General features: G+C 68.7%; 14 protein-coding genes. 3 read left to right on the top strand and 11 right to left on the bottom strand.

Features of this window, described 5'->3' with window-relative positions; all coding sequences use genetic code 11:
- Window position 1 precedes the first annotated feature (1 nt).
- Together hisD and hisG are read right to left on the bottom strand one after the other, a co-directional pair.
- A complete protein-coding gene (hisD, locus tag B5F79_RS02475) occupies window positions 2–1,381 on the bottom strand; it encodes a histidinol dehydrogenase (protein ID WP_087217318.1) in 1,380 nt (459 codons plus the stop codon).
- Window positions 1,378–3,048 carry an ATP phosphoribosyltransferase gene (gene hisG / locus B5F79_RS02470; protein WP_241147234.1) on the bottom strand — a complete coding sequence of 557 codons (1,671 nt, stop codon included), beginning with the start codon at window positions 3,046–3,048 and terminating at the stop codon, window positions 1,378–1,380. Before hisG ends, hisD begins: the two co-directional genes overlap by 4 nt.
- 316 nt (window positions 3,049–3,364) lie before the next feature.
- On the opposite strand from hisG, the gene B5F79_RS02465 reads away from it, so the two are divergent.
- Window positions 3,365–3,856 carry a hypothetical protein gene (locus B5F79_RS02465; RefSeq protein WP_143786217.1) on the top strand — a complete coding sequence of 164 codons (492 nt, stop codon included), beginning with the start codon at window positions 3,365–3,367 and terminating at the stop codon, window positions 3,854–3,856.
- 32 nt (window positions 3,857–3,888) lie between these two features.
- Here the strand turns inward: B5F79_RS02465 and ybaK are convergent, their stop codons facing one another.
- The 4 genes from ybaK to B5F79_RS02445 all read right to left on the bottom strand — a co-directional run bounded on the left by ybaK (window position 3,889) and on the right by B5F79_RS02445 (window position 10,643).
- A complete protein-coding gene (gene ybaK, locus B5F79_RS02460) occupies window positions 3,889–4,389 on the bottom strand; it encodes a Cys-tRNA(Pro) deacylase (RefSeq protein ID WP_087217316.1) in 501 nt (166 codons plus the stop codon).
- A 6-nt stretch (window positions 4,390–4,395) separates the two neighbouring features.
- The gene (gene uvrA / locus B5F79_RS02455) at window positions 4,396–7,269 is read right to left on the bottom strand and encodes an excinuclease ABC subunit UvrA (protein WP_087217315.1); all 2,874 of its coding nucleotides are present in this window, start codon (window positions 7,267–7,269) and stop codon (window positions 4,396–4,398) included.
- A 214-nt stretch (window positions 7,270–7,483) separates the two neighbouring features.
- Entirely contained in the window at window positions 7,484–8,161 is a 678-nt protein-coding gene (locus tag B5F79_RS02450) for a transaldolase family protein (protein ID WP_087217314.1), read from the bottom strand.
- A 61-nt stretch (window positions 8,162–8,222) separates the two neighbouring features.
- The gene (locus B5F79_RS02445; RefSeq protein WP_087217313.1) at window positions 8,223–10,643 is read right to left on the bottom strand and encodes a glycyl radical protein; all 2,421 of its coding nucleotides are present in this window, start codon (window positions 10,641–10,643) and stop codon (window positions 8,223–8,225) included.
- Window positions 10,644–10,810: 167 nt separating this feature from the next.
- Between B5F79_RS02445 and B5F79_RS02440 the strand changes: the two genes are divergently transcribed.
- Both B5F79_RS02440 and B5F79_RS02435 read left to right on the top strand, forming a co-directional pair.
- Window positions 10,811–11,719, top strand: a complete 909-nt coding sequence (locus B5F79_RS02440) for a glycyl-radical enzyme activating protein (RefSeq protein ID WP_087217312.1) — start codon at window positions 10,811–10,813, stop codon at window positions 11,717–11,719.
- Between the two features lie 171 nt (window positions 11,720–11,890).
- Window positions 11,891–12,640 (top strand): DeoR/GlpR family DNA-binding transcription regulator, encoded by a 750-nt coding sequence (locus B5F79_RS02435; protein ID WP_087217311.1) that lies wholly within the window; start codon window positions 11,891–11,893, stop codon window positions 12,638–12,640.
- Between the two features lie 13 nt (window positions 12,641–12,653).
- Here the strand turns inward: B5F79_RS02435 and B5F79_RS02430 are convergent, their stop codons facing one another.
- The 5 genes from B5F79_RS02430 to B5F79_RS02410 form a co-directional block, all read right to left on the bottom strand.
- Window positions 12,654–13,835: a toxic anion resistance protein gene (locus B5F79_RS02430; RefSeq protein WP_087217310.1), complete on the bottom strand. Its 1,182-nt coding sequence runs from the start codon at window positions 13,833–13,835 to the stop codon at window positions 12,654–12,656.
- 56 nt (window positions 13,836–13,891) lie between these two features.
- The gene (locus B5F79_RS02425; protein ID WP_087217309.1) at window positions 13,892–14,560 is read right to left on the bottom strand and encodes a hypothetical protein; all 669 of its coding nucleotides are present in this window, start codon (window positions 14,558–14,560) and stop codon (window positions 13,892–13,894) included.
- 58 nt (window positions 14,561–14,618) lie between these two features.
- Window positions 14,619–16,238 carry a vWA domain-containing protein gene (locus tag B5F79_RS02420; RefSeq protein ID WP_087217308.1) on the bottom strand — a complete coding sequence of 540 codons (1,620 nt, stop codon included), beginning with the start codon at window positions 16,236–16,238 and terminating at the stop codon, window positions 14,619–14,621.
- Between the two features lie 24 nt (window positions 16,239–16,262).
- Entirely contained in the window at window positions 16,263–17,411 is a 1,149-nt protein-coding gene (locus tag B5F79_RS02415; RefSeq protein ID WP_087217307.1) for a hypothetical protein, read from the bottom strand.
- 437 nt (window positions 17,412–17,848) lie between these two features.
- Window positions 17,849–18,628, bottom strand: a complete 780-nt coding sequence (locus B5F79_RS02410; RefSeq protein ID WP_087217306.1) for an ABC transporter ATP-binding protein — start codon at window positions 18,626–18,628, stop codon at window positions 17,849–17,851.
- Window positions 18,629–18,630: the final 2 nt, after the last annotated feature.

Genomic DNA, 18,630 nt, shown 5'->3' with positions numbered 1-18,630 from the left:
GTCAGGCCTCCTCGCGCGGCAGCCGCACGCCGGCGGGGGCGGGCAGGTCCTCCGGCCAGGCAACGCGACGCACGTCGTCCACGTCATAGGTGCCGCCCTCGGCAAGGCGCCGGCGCAGGCCCACGGAGAGCGCGTGCGCCCAGAGGCCCTCGGACTGCGCGAGCGTCTGGGCGGACGGGGCGTCCGCGAGAAGCCCCTCGGGCGTGTAGGAGATGACGCTCGAGCGCTTCTGGAAGTCGTAGACGCCCAGCGGGTTGGCCCAGCGCGCGGTTCCGCCCGTGGGCAGCGTGTGGTTGGGGCCGGCCACGTAGTCCCCCAGCGGCTCGGAGCTCCAGGCGCCCACGAAGATGGCGCCGGCGTTCCTGATCTTGCCCAGGAGCCCCATGGCGCCCTCGCAGTGGAGCTCCAGGTGCTCAGGGGCGACCACGTTCACGGCGTCGGCGGCGGCATCCAGGCCCTCGGCCACCACGATCACGCCGCGCTCGTCGAGGCTCGCGCGCGTGATGTCCTCGCGCGGGCTCTGGGAGACCAGGCGCTCCGCCGCGGCGAGCACGCGCCCCGGCAGGTCCGCGTCGCAGGTCACGAGGTAGCAGCTTGCCATGGGGTCGTGCTCGGCCTGGGCCATGAGGTCGGCGGCCACCACCACGGGGTCCGCCGTGGCGTCCGCCAGCACGCAGACCTCGGATGGGCCCGCCACCATGTCTATGCCCACGTCCCCCGAGACGTAGCGCTTGGCGGCCGCCACGTAGGCGTTGCCGGGGCCCACGATCTTCTCGACCGCGGGGATGGACTCGGTGCCGTACGCCACGGCTGCCACGGCCTGGGCGCCGCCCACGGCGTAGACCTCGTCCACGCCGGCGAGCGCCGCGGCGGCGAGCGTGTAGGCGGAGAGGGTGCCGTCCGCCTGCGGAGGGGTCACCATCACCACGCGCCCCACGCCCGCGACCTTGGCCGGGACCGTGTCCATGAGGACGGTCGAGGGGTACTGGGCGCGCCCGCCGGGCACGTAGACCGCCGCGGAGGCCACGGGCGTCACCTGCACGCCCAGGAGCGTCCCGTCCGGGCGCGTGGTGAACCAGGACTGCTCGCGCTCGCGCTCGTGAAACGCGAGGATCTGGTCGCGAGCGCGGGTGAGCGACGCCAGGAACTCGGGGCTCACGAGGTCGAGCGCGCCTCGCACCAGCTCGTCGGGCACGCGGAAGCTCTCCGGGCACGCGCGGTCGAAGCGCAGGCAGTACTCGCGCACGGCCTCGTCGCCGCGGGCGCGCACGTCGTCCACGATCTTCTCGGCCGCGGCGCACACGTCCGCGGGCAGGGCACCCGTGCGGTTGAGGTCCGCCTGCGTGAGGCGCCTCCCGCCCGTGAGCGTGACCGTCCTCATTGCCTTCCCCCTTCGTGCGAGACCTCGGCGAGCCTTCGCGCGAGGTCGCGGATCCTTCTGTCGCAGCGGTAGGCCGCCGGCCCCGCAAAGAACCGCGCGGTGCACGGCAGCACCTCGTCAACGATCACGAGGTCGTTCTCGGCGAGCGTGGTGCCCGTGGCCGTGATGTCCACGATGCGGTCGGCCATGCCCACGATGGGCCCGAGCTCGATGTTGCCGTGGAGCGTGACGATGTCCACCTGCTGCCCGATGGAATCGTAGTACTGCTGGGTGATGCGCGGATACTTGGTGGCCACGCGCACCGTGCCGCGCCACTCGTAGTTGCTCTCGGCCTCCCCGGCCTTATCGCGCGGCTCCGCCACCACGAAGCGGCACCCCCCAAAGCCCAGGTCGACGAGCTGCAGGAGGTCGAGGTCCGCCTCCACGAGCGAGTCGCGCCCGCAGATGCCGCAGTCGGCGCCGCCGTGCCCCACGAAGGCCGGCGCGTCCTGGGCGCGAACGATGACGTACTCCACGTCGCCGTCGCGCACGATGAGCTTGCGCCCCAGGTCGCGGAGCTCGGCGGTGGGCAGCCCCGCCGCCTCGAGCGCCGCCACGCACGGCTTGAAGAGCGAGCCCTTGGGAACGGCGATGCGGATGGGCCGCGCCGCCACGCGCACGCCGGGCGTCACCACGCCAGACTCGCCGGGCTCGCCCAGGACCTCCTGGAGGCGCTCGAGCGAGAGCGCAAAGCCGCAGGCGGCGAGCCCAGGCCGGCCCAGGTTGGCGAGCACCGCGTCGTAGCGGCCGCCCGAGGCGAGGCTCGCGGCGATGCCCTCGGCGTAGCCCTTGAAGATGATGCCCGTATAGTAGTCGAACGAGTTGATGATGGAGAAGTCGAAGGAGAGGCGCCCCGCCCTGAAGAGGTCCTCGAGGGCGCGCGCGAGCTCGGCGAGCTCGTCCGTTCCGCGCTCCCCCGCGGGCACGCCCGCCTCGGCGAGAAGAACGTCCAGCCTGTCGATGACCTCCGCGCCGCCGCAGAGGCGCGGCACCTCGCGCAGGGCGCGCGCCTGCTCCGGGGCGAGCGCGGGCTCGGAGGCGATGGCCTCGTTCAGGGTCACGAGGTCGGAGTCGTGCACGAGCGAGAGCACGCGCTCCCGGAACGCCGGCGTGGGGGCGCAGGCGTCGAGCAGCGCCTTGAGCGGGGTCACCGAGCCAAAGACGATGCGCCAGTCGGGCACCTCCAGCGCGGCGAGGGCGTCGCCGAGCAGGCGCACGACCTCCACCTCCGCCGCCGCGCCGTCCTCGCCCACGAGCTCCACGCCCAGCTGCGTGAACTGGCGCGGCTGGCCGCGCAGGCTCGGCTCCTCGCGCACGACGGGCGCCTCGTATCGAAAGCGCGCCGGGAGCCGGTCCGCTCCCACGCGCCCGGCCACGAGCCGCGCGACGGGCAGCGTGAGGTCCGGGCGGAGCATGAGGAGCGTGCCGTCCGAGTCAAAGAGCTGGAAGGCGGAGTCCTTGATGCGGGCCCCGCGCTCGAGGACTGAGCGGTCCTCGAGAAGTGGGGTCTCGACGGGAAGGTAGCCCGCGGCGGAGAAGCGCTCGCGCACGACGGCGGTGATCCGCTCGCGCGCGAGCGCCTCCCGCGGGAGGATGTCGCGAAAGCCCCGAGGGGTTCTTGCTATCACGTTCAGGTCCTTTCGGTTGGTGTCGCGGGCATGACTTTAGCACAGTAAAGTAGCTGCCGCGCCGGGGCCGGGGCGGCGTTGCAGAGGCGAAACATCGGACGCCGGCGACCAAGGGGAACGCCCGGGCGGCAGGGCCCTCGGATGGCCGCCGTCCGGGGGCGAGATCCGGCCGTCGACCGAACAAACTTTAAATCAGTCTTGCCGGACGCCGCCCCTGGCCAGCGCCGCAAGAACCGTGTCAGCGCCTGGGAAGACAACCCTCCCCACTCCCCTGCTAGGCTCTGTCCCCACACACGGCGACGGAAAGGAGAGCGAGATGGCACTGTACTGGTCTGGGGCAAGGGTGAAGGTGCGCTACGAGGACGAGTTCAGGGAGGACGAGAGGGACTGCCCGGAGGACACGATCGTCATCGTGATGAAGCCGGGGCAGGCGGACGACCCCTCCTTCGTGCGCGCGGTGAGGCACGTGGTCGCGCTTCGCACCCTCGAGAACGAGATGGACAGGGGCGAGGGGCGGGCGCACGACGAAAAAGCGGCGGGCGAGAAGGACACAGGGGACGCGCGCCGCGAGGACCAGGCCGCCTTCGAGGCGGAGCGGCGCTTTGTCGAAGCGTTCATGGCCGAGGAGGAGCGCGGCATGGACGAGGCGCTCTTTGGGCGCGCCGGCGACGGCGAGTACGAGGAGGACCCCTTCTCCCTGCGCGACCTCTTCGAGCGCGAGGCGTGCGGGGGCTGCGGCGACTGGCCTGCGCACCACCCGGTGCAGATCGTCATCGAGCACTGTGACGAGATGGTCATAGGAGGCTGATAACGGCGGGGGCACGCGCCCCCGCCCATCCCCTAGCCCCGGACGATGTCGGCGTAGGTGGCGTCGCAGAAGCGAACCAGGTCGTCCGGCGCGAGCACGAGGGAGAGGCCGCGCCGCCCGCCGGAGACGTGAATCTCCTCGAAGAGCTGCGCGGTCTCGTCCACGAGCGTGGGGAAGCGCCGCTTCATGCCCACCGGGGAGCAGCCACCGCGCACGTATCCCGTGGTGGGCTCGAGGTCGCGAACGTGCATGAGGCTGAGGCTCTTCTCGCCCGCCGCGGCTGCTGCCTTCTTGAGGTCGAGCTCGTCTGCCACCGGAATGCAGCAGACCACGTGCTCGCCTGCCGGCGTCACGCAGACGAGGGTCTTGAAGCTCGCCGCAGGGTCCTCGCCCAGGCGCAGCGCGATGTGCAGACCGAGCTCGTTGGAGGTGTCCGTCTCGTCCACCTCGTACGTCTCGTAGGAGAAGGGCACGCCGGCGGCCTCGAGCTCGCGCATGGCGTTGGTCTTCTGGAACTTCTCCCGCCGGGCCATCTCCTGCTACTCCCCCTCGTGGCGGGCGCGGTCGCGCGCCAGGATCTGCCTCAGGAACTGGCCGGTGTAGCTCTCGGGGACCTCGGCGACCTTCTCGGGCGTGCCGTAGGCCACCACCGTGCCGCCGCCGTCGCCCCCCTCGGGTCCCATGTCCAGCACGCGGTCGGCCATCTTGATGACGTCGAGGTTGTGCTCGATCACCAGCACCGTGTTGCCGGCGTCCACGAGCTTCTCGAGCACCTCCACGAGCTGGCGCACGTCCTCGAAGTGCAGGCCCGTGGTGGGCTCGTCCAGGATGTAGAAGGTCTTGCCGGTCTGCTGGCGGTGCAGCTCCTTGGCGAGCTTCACGCGCTGGGCCTCGCCGCCGGAGAGCGTGGTGGCGGGCTGCCCCAGGTGGATGTAGCCCAGGCCCACGTCATAGAGGGTCTGGAGCTTGTTCTTGATGCGCGGGATGTTGGAGAAGAACGCCAGGGCCTCGTGCACCGTCATATCCAGCACGTCCGAGATGGACTTGCCGTGGTAGAGGACCTCCAGGGTCTCGCGGTTGTAGCGCTTGCCGTGGCAGACCTCGCAGGGCACGTAGACGTCCGGCAGAAAGTTCATCTCGATCTTGATCTGGCCGTCGCCCTTGCAGGCCTCGCAGCGGCCGCCCGGCACGTTGAACGAGAAGCGCCCGGGGCTGTAGCCGCGCGCGCGGCTCTCCGGCAGCGACGCAAAGAGGGCGCGCAGGTCGTCCCAGAGCCCGATGTAGGTGGCGGGGTTGGAGCGCGGGGTGCGCCCGATGGGCGACTGGTCGATGTCGATGACCTTGTCCACGAGCTCCACGCCCTCGAGCTTCTTATACGGGCCCACGGGGCGCTTGGAGCGGTGCACGGCGTTGGTGAGCGCGGGCGCCAGCGTGTCCGTGACGAGCGAGCTCTTGCCCGAGCCGGAGACGCCCGTCACCACCGTGAGGGTTCCCAGCTCCACCTTGGCGGTGACGTTTCGCAGGTTGTTGGCGCTGGCGCCGGTGACCTTGATGGCACCCTTGCGCGGGTTGCGGCGCTTCTGGGGCAGGCGGATCTCGCGCTCTCCCGTGAGGTAGGCGCCGGTGACGGAATCCGGGCAGGCGGCTATCTCCTCCGGCGTGCCCGCGGCCACCACCTTGCCGCCCAGCTCTCCCGCACCGGGACCCATGTCTATGACGTAGTCCGCGGCACGGATGGTGTCCTCGTCGTGCTCGACCACGATGACGGTGTTGCCCTGGTCGCGCAGGCGCTTGAGGGTCTCTATCAGGCGGTTGTTGTCACGCTGGTGCAGGCCGATCGAGGGCTCGTCCAGGATGTAGAGCACGCCCATGAGGCCGGCGCCGATCTGCGTGGCCAGGCGGATGCGCTGGGCCTCGCCGCCGGAGAGCGTGGCGGCGGCACGGGAGAGCGTGAGGTAGTCCAGGCCCACGTTCACGAGGAAGCGCAGGCGCGCGAGGATCTCCTTCACCACGGCGCCGGCGATGAAGCGCTGCCGATCCGTGAGCTCCAGCCCCTCGAAGAAGCCCAGGCACTCGCGACAGGAGAGCTCGCAGACCTGCCAGATGTTCTTCTCGCCCACCGTGACGGCAAGGATCTCGGGCTTGAGGCGCGCGCCGTGACACGTGGTGCACGGGACCTCGCGGATGTACTTCTCGAGGTGCGTGCGCATGGTCTCGGACGTGGTCTCCTGGTACTTGTCAAAGAGGATCTTGCGCACGCCGGCGAAGGTGGTGAACCAGTGGGTGTTGCGGCCGTCCCGCGTGAGGTAGTCGACGCGCACCTTGGTGGTGCCCAGACCGTCCAGAAGCGCATCCTGGACCTTCTTGGGGAGCTCGCCCCAGGGCGTGTCCTCCGAGGCGCCGAGGTGGCGGCACACGGCCGCGAGCACCTGCGGGTAGTAGTTGGAGTGGCCGAAGAGGCTGCCAAAGACGCCGCCCGCCACGGAGAGCGACGGGTCCTCGATGAGCGCCTCGGCGTCCACGACCTTGCGAAAGCCCAGGCCGTCGCAGTCCGGGCAGGCGCCGTAGGGGGCGTTGAAGGAGAAGTCGCGCGGCTGGAGGTCGTCCATGGAGTGGCCGTGCTCGGGGCAGGCCAGCGCGAGCGAGTAGCTGAGGAGCTCCCCGGGGAAGCGCTCGGGGTCGTCCCTGTCGGGCATGAGCCAGAAGCCCACCTTGCCCTGCGCGAGGCGCGTCGCCTGCTCCACCGCCTCCGCGATGCGCCCGAGCGAGTTCTCGCGCACCACGATGCGATCGACCACCACCTCGACGTTGTGGCGGTTCTTCTTCTCCAGGCGAATCTCCTCGTCGCCGAGCTCGCGGACCTCGCCGTCTATGCGCACGCGCGAGAAGCCCTCGCGACGAAGGTCCTCGAAGAGCTTGGTGTACTCGCCCTTGCGGTCCAGCACCACCGGCGCCAGCACCAGGGCGCGGCGGCCCTGGGCGCGCTCGAGGACCTTGTCCGCCACCTGGTCCGTGGTCTGGCGCTCGATGACGCGGCCGCACTCGGGGCAGTGCGGCGTGCCTATGCGCGCGAAGAGCAGGCGAAGGTAGTCGTAGATCTCCGTCACGGTGCCCACCGTGGAGCGGGGGTTCCTGCTCGTGGTCTTCTGGTCTATGGAGACCGCCGGGGAGAGGCCGTCGATGGAGTCGAGGTCCGGCTTGTCCATCTGCCCCAGGAACTGGCGGGCGTAGCTGGAGAGGGACTCCACGTAGCGGCGCTGGCCCTCGGCGTAGATGGTGTCGAAGGCAAGGCTCGACTTGCCCGAGCCCGAGAGGCCGGTGATCACGACGAGCTTGTCGCGCGGGATGTCAACGTCCACGTCCGCGAGGTTGTGCTCGCGCGCGCCGCGGATGACGATTGCGTCCTGGGCCATGTGCCCTCCTGCATCTTGCGAGACGAGTTTTTAGCGTCTCTCAGTGTAGCCAAGCGGCAGGGTCTGGGCGGCAGGCGGTCGCAGCTTCATGGATACTGCAACGTGTGTTCGTGATTTGTCTCGACGGGTGCCGAGAAGGGCGCGTGGCCCGGGCCCTGCGCTCTTATCGGCAGGTCCCGGGCCACGCGGGAAATGGCTTTGCCGTGCGGTTGCCCTACAGGTCGGCCATGGTCTTGCCGACGCCGACGAGGCCCTCGAAGTCGGCGGTGAAGGCATCAACGGCGGCATCGATGGCGGCGTTCTTGACCAGGCCCTCAATCACGGAGGAGGCGGCCGTCACGGCGCCCACGCCGTAGCGGGCGAGCTCGAGGATCTGCTGGGAGTTCTTGAAGCTCGCGGCCAGGACCTCGCAGGGAAGGTCGTTGGCACGGAAGATGTCGTGGATCTCCATGGCAACGCCCACGCCGTCATAGCCCATGTTGTCGATGCGGTTGATGTAGGGCGCTGCGTAGGAGGCGCCGGCCTTGGCGGCGAGGAACGCCTGCATCGGGGTGTAGATGGCCGTGGCCGTGGTGCGGATGCCCTCGGCGGCGAGCATGCGGATGGCCTTGAAGCCCTCGGGGACGCTCGGGACCTTGGGGAAGGTGTTCTCGCCCAGCTCCGCCACGATGCGCTTGCCGTCGGCGACCATGCCCTCGGCGTCGCGGGCGACGACCTGGGCGTGGAGCTCCATGTCGGGGCCGATGATGTCGCGGATCTCGCGCAGGACCTCGAAGGGCTGGCGGCCGGATGCGGCCAGGATCGAGGGGTTGGTGGTCACGCCGTCGACCGGGTAGTACTCCACCAGGCGCTTGATGGCGTTGACGTCGGCATCGTCGATGATGAGCTTCATGAGCGCTTCCTTTCGCTTTGCTGGAACATAACGTGACGAAGGGACTGTCCCCCTGTCAAGGTTACAGGGTCTGCTCGGTGCGGGCGATGATGTCGTCCTGGGTGGCGCGAGAGAGCACGTTGAAGAAGGCGGAGTAGCCGGCCACGCGGACGATCAGGTCCTTGTGCTTCTCGGGGTGGGCCTGCGCGTCGAGCAGGGTCTCGCGGCTCACGATGTTGTACTGCACGTGATAGCCGTGCAGGCGGTCAAAGAACGTGGAGATGAGCATCTCGAGCTTCTGCTTGTTGCGCTCGGAGGCGAGCATCGTGGGCGCCATCTTCTGGTTGAGCAGAACGCCGCCCGTGATCTTCTCGGTGGGGAGCTTGGAGACGGACTTGAAGACGGCGGTGGGGCCGTGGGTGTCCGCGTTGTGCGCCGGGCTGCAGCCCTCGGCCAGCGGCTCGTGCGCGCGGCGGCCGTCGGGCGTGGCCATGGTGCCCATGCCCTGCCCCACGTTGGCGCTGATCGAGGAGGTGCCGGCGTAGCGGATGCCGCCGATGGGCCCGCGGCCGTGGCGCGTGTTGGGGTACTTGGCGATCTCGTCGATGTAGGAGTCGTAGGCGTCCACCACGAGCTGGTCCACGGAGTCGTCGTCGTTGCCGTACTTGGGGGCGTCGTTCACGAGCATGGACTGGATGCGCTGGCTCTCCGGGGACTGGAAGTCGTCCACGAGCGCGTCCCAGAGCTCTGCCGGCGTGATGCGCTTCTCGTCGAAGACGAGCTTCTTGATCGCGGCGAGCGAGTCCGCCATGTTGGCGATGCCCACCTGGAGGCCGGAGATGAAGTCGTAGACCGCGCCGCCCTCCTTGATGGTCTTGCCGCGGCCGATGCAGTCGTCCGTGAGCGCGGAGCAGAGGATGTCCGGAACGTCGCGCTCGGAGGCCAGGTCGATGGCGTTCTCCACGATGACGCTCGCGCGGGTGATCTCGCGGATGGTCTTGTCCCAGGCCTCCATGAGCTCGTCGTAGCTCTTCATGTCCTTGAAGTAGCCGTAGCCCTTGGCAAAGCGCTTGCCGGTGGTCATGTCCACGCCGTCGTTCATCACCACGAGGAGCATGCGCGGGAAGTTCACGTAGCTCATGCCCGTGCAGCGGTAGCCCCACTTGCCCGGCACCGCGGTCTCCACGCAGCCGATGGCGGAGTAGTTGTAGGCGTCCTCCTCGGCCACGCCCCAGTTGATGAAGGACGGGATGATGACCTCGTCGTTGTTGAGGGCGGGCATGCCAAAGCCGAGCTTCATGACCTCGATGCACTCGTCGTAGAACTTCTTGTTGAGGTTGGCGTGGTAGCGCACCGTGAGGTTGGGCTGGGTGAGGCGGGTCTGGGCCACGGACTGCAGCACGAGGAACGAGAGGTCGTTGACCGCGTCCTTCTTGTCCGTGGTCTGGCCGCCGATGGTGACGTTCTGGTACATGGGGCTGCCGGCGGAGGAGAAGGTGTGCGCCTGGCTGCGCACCTTGTTGACGGAGAGCGTCTTGATCCAGAGGCAGGTGAGGAGCTCGAGCGCCTCGTCGCGCGTGATGGCGCCGGACTCGATGTCCGCCTGGTAGTACGGGAACATGTACTGGTCGAAGCGGCCGTAGGAGAGGCTGTGGCCGTTGGACTCGATCTGCAGGATGAGCTGGATGAACCAGACGGACTGCACGGCCTCGCGGAAGGAGCGGGCGGGCTCGTAGGGCACGCGCTCGCAGGTCTCGGCGATCTGGCGCAGCTCGGCGGCGCGCGCCTCGTCCTTCTCGGCCTCCGCCATCTCGCGGGCGAGCGCGGCATAGCGAGCGGCAAAGCGGCGCACCGCGGCGATCACCACGAGGACGGCCTTGTAGAAGACGTTCTTGTCGATGGACTCGGGGTCGGTGAGGTCAAGGGCGTCGCGGCACGCGCGGACGCGCTCCTCGTAGCCGGCGAGGCCGTCCGAGAGCACGCGGGCGTAGTTGACCGCGAGGTGGGCGTCGCCGGCGTTGAGCTTGCCCTCCATGCCAAAGAGGCCGGTCTCCATGTAGACCTGGACCTCGTCGGGCAGCAGGGCCTCCCCGCGGGAGCGCAGGTTGTTGTTCTCCCAGAAGGGCGCGAGGTCGCGGAGCTGCTGCTTGGTCTCCTCCGTGATGTAGAAGACGTCGCCGTCGCGCTTCTCGAAGGTGTCGAGCTCGTTCAGGACGAACTCCATCGTGTACTCGGGGAAGACGGGGGCGTTCCTGTTCTTGGTGGCCTGGTTGCCCACGATGAGGGTCTTGTCCTCGATGTAGATGCTCATGTTGTCGAGGATCTTCTCGAGCATGAGGGCGCGCTTCATGACGTTGGGCTGGTTCTGGCATGCCTTGTAGGCCTCGGTGGCAAGAACCGCGCGCTCGGCGTCGACGTAGGGCTTCTCGTCGAGCATCTCCTCTCGAAACGCCCTCATGCGGGGCGTGAGCTCTCCGAAGTGACTCTCGTTGGCCTGGGACATCGTGTACTCCCCTTCTCCTGGGACGCCTTCCGCTTTGACATACTTATAGCAGCTCGCAGACGCAAGGTCAACGTTCGCAATGATATTTACTTTCGTTCGTAAGTTCACTACCATTGAGCTGCCAAGAAGAACCGTTCGCCCGCCAAATCGCCCAGAAGGAGCCCACCATGCAGTCCGCCACCGTCTTCAACGTCCAGAAGTTCAGCCTCGACGACGGTCCGGGCATCCGCACCGTGGTCTTCCTCAAGGGCTGCCCGCTGCGCTGCTACTGGTGCTCCAACCCCGAGAGCCAGGCCCGCGCGCCACAGCTTGAGTGGAACGAGAAGAGCTGCGTGGGCTGCCGGGCGTGCCTCACCGCGTGCCCGGGCGCGAGGGCCGCGGGTCCGGAGGACAGGCGCCACGTGGACGTGAGCTCCGTGGACGCGAGCTCGGCCGAGGCGGCGGCCGCGGTCGCGGGCTGCCCGGGCCGCGCGCTCACCGTGGCCGGCCGTACGCGCACGGTGGAGGACATCTTCGAGGAGTGCATGCAGGACGAGCCCTTCTACCAGCAGAGCGGGGGCGGCGTCACCCTCTCCGGCGGCGAGCCCCTCACCTGGCCCGACTTCTGCGTCGAGCTGCTGGGGCGCCTGCGCGAGGCGGGCGTGGACACCAACGTGGAGACCACGGCGCACGTGCCGGCGCGCGACTTCGAGCGCGTGACGGCGCTCCTCGATCACGCCTACATAGACATGAAGCACTGGGACGCGGCCGCGCACCGCGAGGGCACGGGCGTGGACAACGAGCTCATCCTCGCCAACACGCGCGGCGCCATCGAGCGCGGCGTGGACGTGCTCGTGCGCACGCCCGTCATCCCCGGGTTCAACGACGGGCTCGACGACGCGCGGCGCTTCGCCGAGCGCCTGCACGAGGTGGGTGCCGCGCGCGTTCAGCTCCTCCCCTTCCACAACCTGGGCGAGAGCAAGTACGACCTCCTGGGCCGCGACTACCGCCTCCACGGGCTCACCAACCTGCACGAGGAGGACCTCGAGGAGTTCCGCCAGGCCTACGTGGACGCCGGGATCGACGCGTTCTTCTAGGGAGTACGACGGGCGACCATACGCACCCGTCATTTTTAGGGGTCCAAGACGGCCTTAGATTACGGGTACGTATGGTTGGCCGATCCACCTTCGTCGTGTGACGCCACATCATCTTCGTTCGAAAGCGATGGAAGGCGCTATACTTTCGAATAGCCATTCGAAGGAGTTGCCATGCCGTCACGCACCAACCGAATCCTCGAAATCCTGACCGAGCGCGAGCGCGTGGAGGTCTCCGCCCTCGCCGAGGAGCTCGGCGTATCGCAGGTCACCATGCGCAAGGACCTCACCGAGCTCGAGCGGCGCGGCCTCATACGCCGCGAGCACGGCTTTGCGGTGCTTCGCAGCTCGGACAACGTGGAGGGCCGCCTCGCCTATCACTACGAGGAGAAGCGCCGCATCGCCCGACGCGCGGCGGACCTCGTGCGCGACGGGGACACCGTCATGGTGGAGAGCGGGAGCTGCTGCGCGCTTCTCGTGGCTGAGCTCGCCGCCGCGGAACGGGACGTGACCGTGGTCACCAACAGCGCCTTCATCGCCTCGTACGTGCGCGACTGCCCGAGCGTGCAGACCATCCTCCTGGGCGGCATCTACCAGAAGGACTCCCAGGTCATGGTGGGGCCCATGGTCAGGCAGTGCGCCGAGGGGTTCTTCGTGGACCTGCTCTTTGCAGGCACGGACGGCTACTCCGCGCGCACCGGCTTCACCAACAGCGACCAGATGCGCGCCCAGGCGGTGCGTGACATGGCGGAGCACGCCGAGCGCGTGGTGGTGCTCACGGAGAGCGAGAAGTTCAGCCGTCACGGAACCGTGCCGCTCTCCCTGGGAGACAAGAGCGTCACCGTGATCACCGACCCCCACGTGAGCGAAGAGGCGCGCGCCGAGCTGGAGCGCGCCGGCGTGGAGCTCGTCTGCGCGAGCTGACCCGCACCCCGGGCTATTCCGTCGCGGCGCCCTCGCCATCGCGGTTCATGCGCTCCGCATAGTCGCGAGCGCGCTCGAGCTGGTCGTTCAGCACGTCAATCGTCTTGGAGAAGGACTCGTTGGCCTGCTCGCGGAACTTGTCGATGCTGTCGAGCGTGGAGAAGACCGCGTCGTAGGCGCGCCGCAGAGTCTCCGGGGAGACGCCGCTCGAGACCGCCTGCTGCTGCGTGCGCAGGGAGTTTTCCTGCAGGAGCTTGCTCGTGCGGTCGATCATGGCGTCCGTGGTCCTGTTGACTGCGTCGATCTGGTCAAGCACGAGCTTCTGGTTCTCAAGCGACTGCGCCACGATTACGGCCGTGCGCAGTGCGGTCACCGTGGTGGTCTTGGCGCGCTCGACGCCTCGGACGAGCTGGTCGTTGTTCTGCTGGATAATGCCCATCGAGAGATACGCCTGTATGGTGACGGCGGCCTGCGTCTGCACGTCCTGCCTGCGCTGGCGCACGGCAAAGAGCGCGTCCCTCTCGAGGGAGGACGCAAGGTCGGCGTTACCCGCCGCGCGCTCCCTCCCTATGCGCGCCACGAGCTCGTCGTCAATGTTCGTAAGCAGCTCGTAGGCGCGCTTGAGGGTGCCGAGGTTTCCCCAGAGGCTGCGACGCTCCACGTTGAGCGCGGCGTTGTCCTTGCGCAGCAGGTCCTGACCCTTGTTGAGAGACACCAGGATGGAGTTGAGCTGCTGCTGGTTGGACTCGTAGCGCTTGAAGTAGCGCTTCACGCGATTGGAGAAGGGCAGCGCCCCCAGCAGGCGCTCGGCGAAGGTGTCCTCCCCCGGGGCGAGCTCGTCCACCTCGTTGCGCAGGTCAACGAGGCTCCTGGAGACCTGTTCCTGTGCGCCGCCGCTCTTGGACGTTGCCAGCGACTGCTCGAGGAAGCGGCTCGAGGTCGCCGACGTCTCGCGGAAGGCGTCGGACCCCACCTCAAAGATCGCGTCGACCTCCTGCTTGAACTCCAGGCTCTGAGGTGGCAGGGCTGCCACCTTGGAGACCCAGGAGCTGGCGTTGTTGCTCAGGCGCAGCAGCTCGTCGGAGCTTGGTGCGGGCACCTGCGCGAGGGCGCCCTCGGTCTTGACGGGCTCCGGCGCCGGCGCCACCTCGAGGTCGAAGCTGTCGTCGGGCGCGTCGAGAAGGTCATGTGCCATATGAGTTTCCTTTCGTCGTGGCGGCGGGGGCCTGACAAAGGTGCCAGGGTTGATCGTCAGGTCAGATCGAGTTCGCTCGGACGGTGCCCAAGGCGCTGGCGCAGGTAGTCGGAGCCCGTCTCGATCTGCGCGGAGGCCCCGTCGACGATGTTGGTCCGTATGCGGTCGAGCGCCCCGGCAACGTTTGCACACTGCCCGTCAAGCGCGGTCACGTTCTGCCGGGCGCGCGAGCTCGCTCGTCCGCCGAAGCCGAGGTAGCGCACATTGGTCACGAGCTGGTCCCAGGCGCCCGGCAGCCACGTGGTAGCAAGCGAGAGAACCAGGTGCCGGTCCTCCTCCGCTCCGGCCGAGGCAAACTCGGGCAGCTCCACAAGCTCGACCATCGATGCCACCACAGCACGCAGCCGCTCGGACTCCGCCGCGATGCCGTGAGGGCTGTCCTCTGCGCAGGCCTCGTCGATGCGACTTGCCATGCCGCTCACAGCCTCGGCGGACTCCTTGAGCGTGGGGTCGGCGCCGGCGAGCGCGTCCAGATCTATCGCCGCCACGTGACGCGGCATGTTGAGCGAGGTCAGCAGCAGCCACGAACCCGTCGACATGAGGGCGCCGGCCGCCACGAGCGCGGCCTGGGCCACGACCCCTACGGCAAGAACGACGGCCGCGCCGCAGAAGACCACGAACACCGCCCCGGATATGCCGAGCACGAGGCCCTTGTCGCCCTGCACCTGTCCTCCCCCCCAAACCGTTTCTGCAAATTGGGGACTGTCCCCAACTTGCAGAGCCCTACAGATAGCCGCGGATCTCCTTGAAGGCGGCGGTGAGGTCGCCGTCCGCGGCGTCGAAGACGCGCCCGCCCGTGAGCTCGGCAAGCTGCTCCATCTCGGTTCTGCTGGCCTCGCCAAAGAGAATCGCGTAGACGGGAATCCCCTGGACCTCGGGCGTTGCCTCGTACCAGGACGAGAACTCGACGATGCTCGGCCAGTCGGTGTTCTCGCCGTCCGAGAAGAGCACGACCGACGTCACGTTGTCACCCGAGCGGCTCTGCGCCGCCAGCTCGAGGGAGTGTTGGAGCGTGCCGTAGATCGCGGTGTTGCCGGCGGTGCTCAGACCCTCCACGTAGGAGCGCACCTCGGAGAGGTCGCCGTCCGCCGCAACCTCGAGGTCCTTCTCGCTCTTGACCTCGGAGGCAAACTCCACGAAGTGCACCGTCTCGCGCGGCTGGAACGTGAGGAGCGAGGTCGCGCCGTCTGCCCCGGTGTCCGTGAGGGAGACGAGCGCGGCCTTGAGCGCGTCGAGGCGCGCGCCCTCCATGGAGCCCGAGGTGTCTATCTGGAAGACCATGTTGGCGGGCTTGCGCACGTCGGAGACCCAGCTGGAGAGCAGGGCGCGGACCGTCTCGAGCCGGTTGGGGAAGGGGATCTCGAACGCCTCCACGGCGTCGTCTGCCGTGGTGGCGTCCGTGCGACGGAACGTCTCGTCTGCGATGCGCCGCTGCACGTCGTCGCGACGCAGGTAGTCCACGAGCGCCCGGTACGCCGCCCCGGCGTCCTCCCCCCGACCAGCGAGCAGCGTGAGCGGGTAGTCGGCCGTGATGACGCCGTCCTGCGGAATCACCTCGACGAGGTTCTCGTCCTGAAGGATGAGCGACTCGTAGTTGAAGACGCCGTCGACGGCGGACGCGTCCTTGTCGTAGGCCTCCATGAGCCAGCCCGAGGACCCGCTCGCAAGCGCCTGCCCCTGGGCGAACCGCGTGAGGTCGGCCGCCACGGCCGTGACGTCGTCGGCCGTGATGGCGGCGCCCGTGCCGGAGAGCGCCGTCGCGAGCTCGACCAGCGTCGAGAATCCGCTGTTGGAGGAGACCGGGCTCGACATGCCATAGGCAAACTCGCCCGATTCCGCCGCGTCCACGACCTCGGCCCATGTGGGGCTCTGCTCGTCCCAGCCGAGCTCGGCTGCGCGCTCGGCCTTGACGCCCAGGACGACGGGCGTCCGCATGATCGAGGTCTCCTGTGACACGAGCGAGCTCTTCTCGTCAAAGAGGCTCATGTAGGCGTTGGACGGGAACCACGTTGCGTCGTAGTCCCCCTCGCCCGCCATGACCGCCTCGGTGCCGTCGAGCGTGCCCATGTACTCGAGCTCCACCGAGATTCCGAGCTCGTCCTCGGCGTCCTCCAGGATGGGCAGCATGTCCTTGACCTCGGAGCCGGCGAGCACGTGCAGCGTCGCGCCCGAGACGTCGACCGCGGGCTCGGAGCCAGGGTCTTCGCCGGCGGGCTGCCCCTGGGGCTCGCTCGCCGCGGGCTCGCCGCCCCCGCATGCGGACAGGGCGACCGCCCCGCCGAGCGCGCAGCCCAGGGCGAGAAGAACGGCGAGCCATCGACGGCGGGTAACGGGTGCGTTCATCACGGTTCCTCTCCTCCCCGGCGCCTAGTAGAGCGCCTCGATGGTCTGGAGCATGGCGTCCGCCACCTCGTAGCTGGGAGCCTGGGCGGCGTCGATGAAGGTACCGTCGGCGGCGTAGCCCGTGAGCCCGGCCTGGCTGATCTGTTCCGAGAAGGCCCCGGAGTTGGCGCCGTTCACCCGAAAGCCGTGCCGAGCGATGACGCGCGCCATGTCAGGGTCGTTGTCCAGCACGTCCTGGACCCGCTGGCCTGCCTCCGAGAAGGCCACGACCACGTGGTCCGAGAAGATCGTGGGGTCGGGGTAGCAGATGCGCATCTCGTCGGTCACGCGCGTGGGCTCGTTCATCTGGGCCTCGAGGTACTGGCTCTCGTAGATGAGGGTGAGCGGCTGGTTCATGGGGCCCTTGGAGAGGAAGGACTCCCACGGCCCCGCGGAAGACGACTGCGAGTAGCCCTGGTCGAGGAAGAGGCGAGCGAGCGAGGCCATGGCCTGCTCGCGGGCGGCGTCCTCGCTCGTGACCACGGCGTTGCCGTTGAGGACGTAGCTCGCGAGGCTGAGGTACATGAGCGCGGAGTTGGAGGAGCGCACGTCGGTCGAGGTAATCATGACGTTTCTGCTGGAGGGGTAGGCCTCCGAGCCCGCGAGGTCCGTCCAACGTCGGCCGTTCGCGACAGCGTCGAGGTAGGCAGCCATGTCGAGGTACCAGACGCCGTCGCGCTGCTCGGCGAGGCCGTTGGCCGCGAGCACGTCGAGGACGGTGCTGCCGGTGGCAATAGCGAGCGGCGAGTAAAAGGGGCGCGTGGTGGAGAGGACGGCGTCGCCGTGGACGTCCGTGAGGTGCGCGGCGGCCACCTCGGACGAAGGCGAGGCGAAGTCCTCCTGCTCGATTCCCGCACGCTCCGCCATGGCCCAGGAGCCCGACGTCGTGACCTGGACGTCGAGGCCGTAGCGCGCGAAGATCTCCTTGGCCTCGGGGTCGGCGAAGAGCGACTCCTTCTCCGAGCCGATGACCCCGTGAACCGTTGTGAGCTCCTGAGACTGGTCGGCGGACTCGTTGTCTGCCGGCTCGCTCCCGGCGAGCAGCCCCGGGCCGAGCGCAATGCCACCCGCGACCACTATCGCTGCCAGGATGAGGACCACGCCCGCCACCAACGTCTTGGCTCTCGAGCCCACCTAACCCCCTTCGAACGTATCTATGGCACAACGATACGTCGACAGAAGGGCCCTCCCCCACCTGCGGGGGCCAGGCTTACGAAGAGCTTACGGTCACTGCGGCGCGCAGGCGGAGACGGGGGAGGACGTGGCGACGTCGAGAAAAACGGGGCCAGGGCACGGATTCTCGGAGACGCGTTGAGGAAATCGGACTCGGGGCACCACGCCTGCGTTCCGTAGCCGCGCGCGAGGGGTGCGGGACGTGCCCAGCTTCCAATTGTCGCAACACTTTGCCTGTCGCGGGCCCGCCGCAGCGCATCCGGACGACTTCCTCGCGCCACGCCCCGTGCCCCGACCGCAACTCCTGCAACGCGCTTCTCGAGAAGCGTGCCCTGGTCAAGAAATCCACGACGGTCCAGAGGCGCGGACACGGCGGGCGCCCGCCCAACGCCGGCAGCCTACCCCAGCAGTGCCATGACCTGGCGCTTGGCGGCGAGGTACTCGTCGGTGAGCTCGAAGCTCCGCTCGCCCGCGGGGCGCGTCACCGCCACCTCGCCGATGACGTGGCTCGGCTCGCCCACGGCGGGCACCCCCGCGAGCACGTAGATGCGGCTCGCCATGGAGACGGCCTCGTCCACGTCGTGCGTGATCACCAGCGCTGAGAGCCCGAGCTCCTTCGCCACGCCCACGAACCACTGGCGTACCTCCGTGCGCGTGAGGGCGTCGAGCGCCGAGAAGGGCTCGTCCAGCAGCGTCACGTCCGCGCCCATGAGGTAGGTGCGCAGGAAGGCCGCGCGCTGGCGCATGCCGCCGGAGAGCTCGCTCGGCCACTTGAGTTCCGAGCCCGCGAGGCCAAAGCGCTCGAAGAAGGGCGCCGCCTTGGCGCGCGCCTCGGCCTTCTTCGTGCCCGCGAGCACGAGCGGCAGGCACACGTTGTCGATGATGCGGCGGCTCGGCAGCAAGAGGTCCTTCTGGAGCATGTAGCTCACGCGGCCCGGCCTGCCGGTCACGTCCTCCCCGTGCAGGAGGACGCGACCGGCCATGGGGGTCGTGAGGCCGGCGAGCGCGTGCAGGATCGTGGTCTTGCCGCAGCCGGAACGTCCCACGAGGCAGCAGACCTCGCCGGGCGCGACGGTCACGTCAACGCCCTGGACGACGAGGTGCTCCCCGTCCCAGGACAGCGTGAGGTCGCGCGCCTCGAGCGCGGGCGCCACGTTCTTCTCGCCAGCCTGTGCCATGG

The sequence above is a fragment of the Olsenella sp. An285 genome (assembly GCF_002159625.1).
Classification (GTDB): domain Bacteria; phylum Actinomycetota; class Coriobacteriia; order Coriobacteriales; family Atopobiaceae; genus Thermophilibacter; species Thermophilibacter avicola.
Note: the sequence above shows the minus strand (reverse complement) of the source record. Positions and strands in the feature narration are given on the sequence as shown.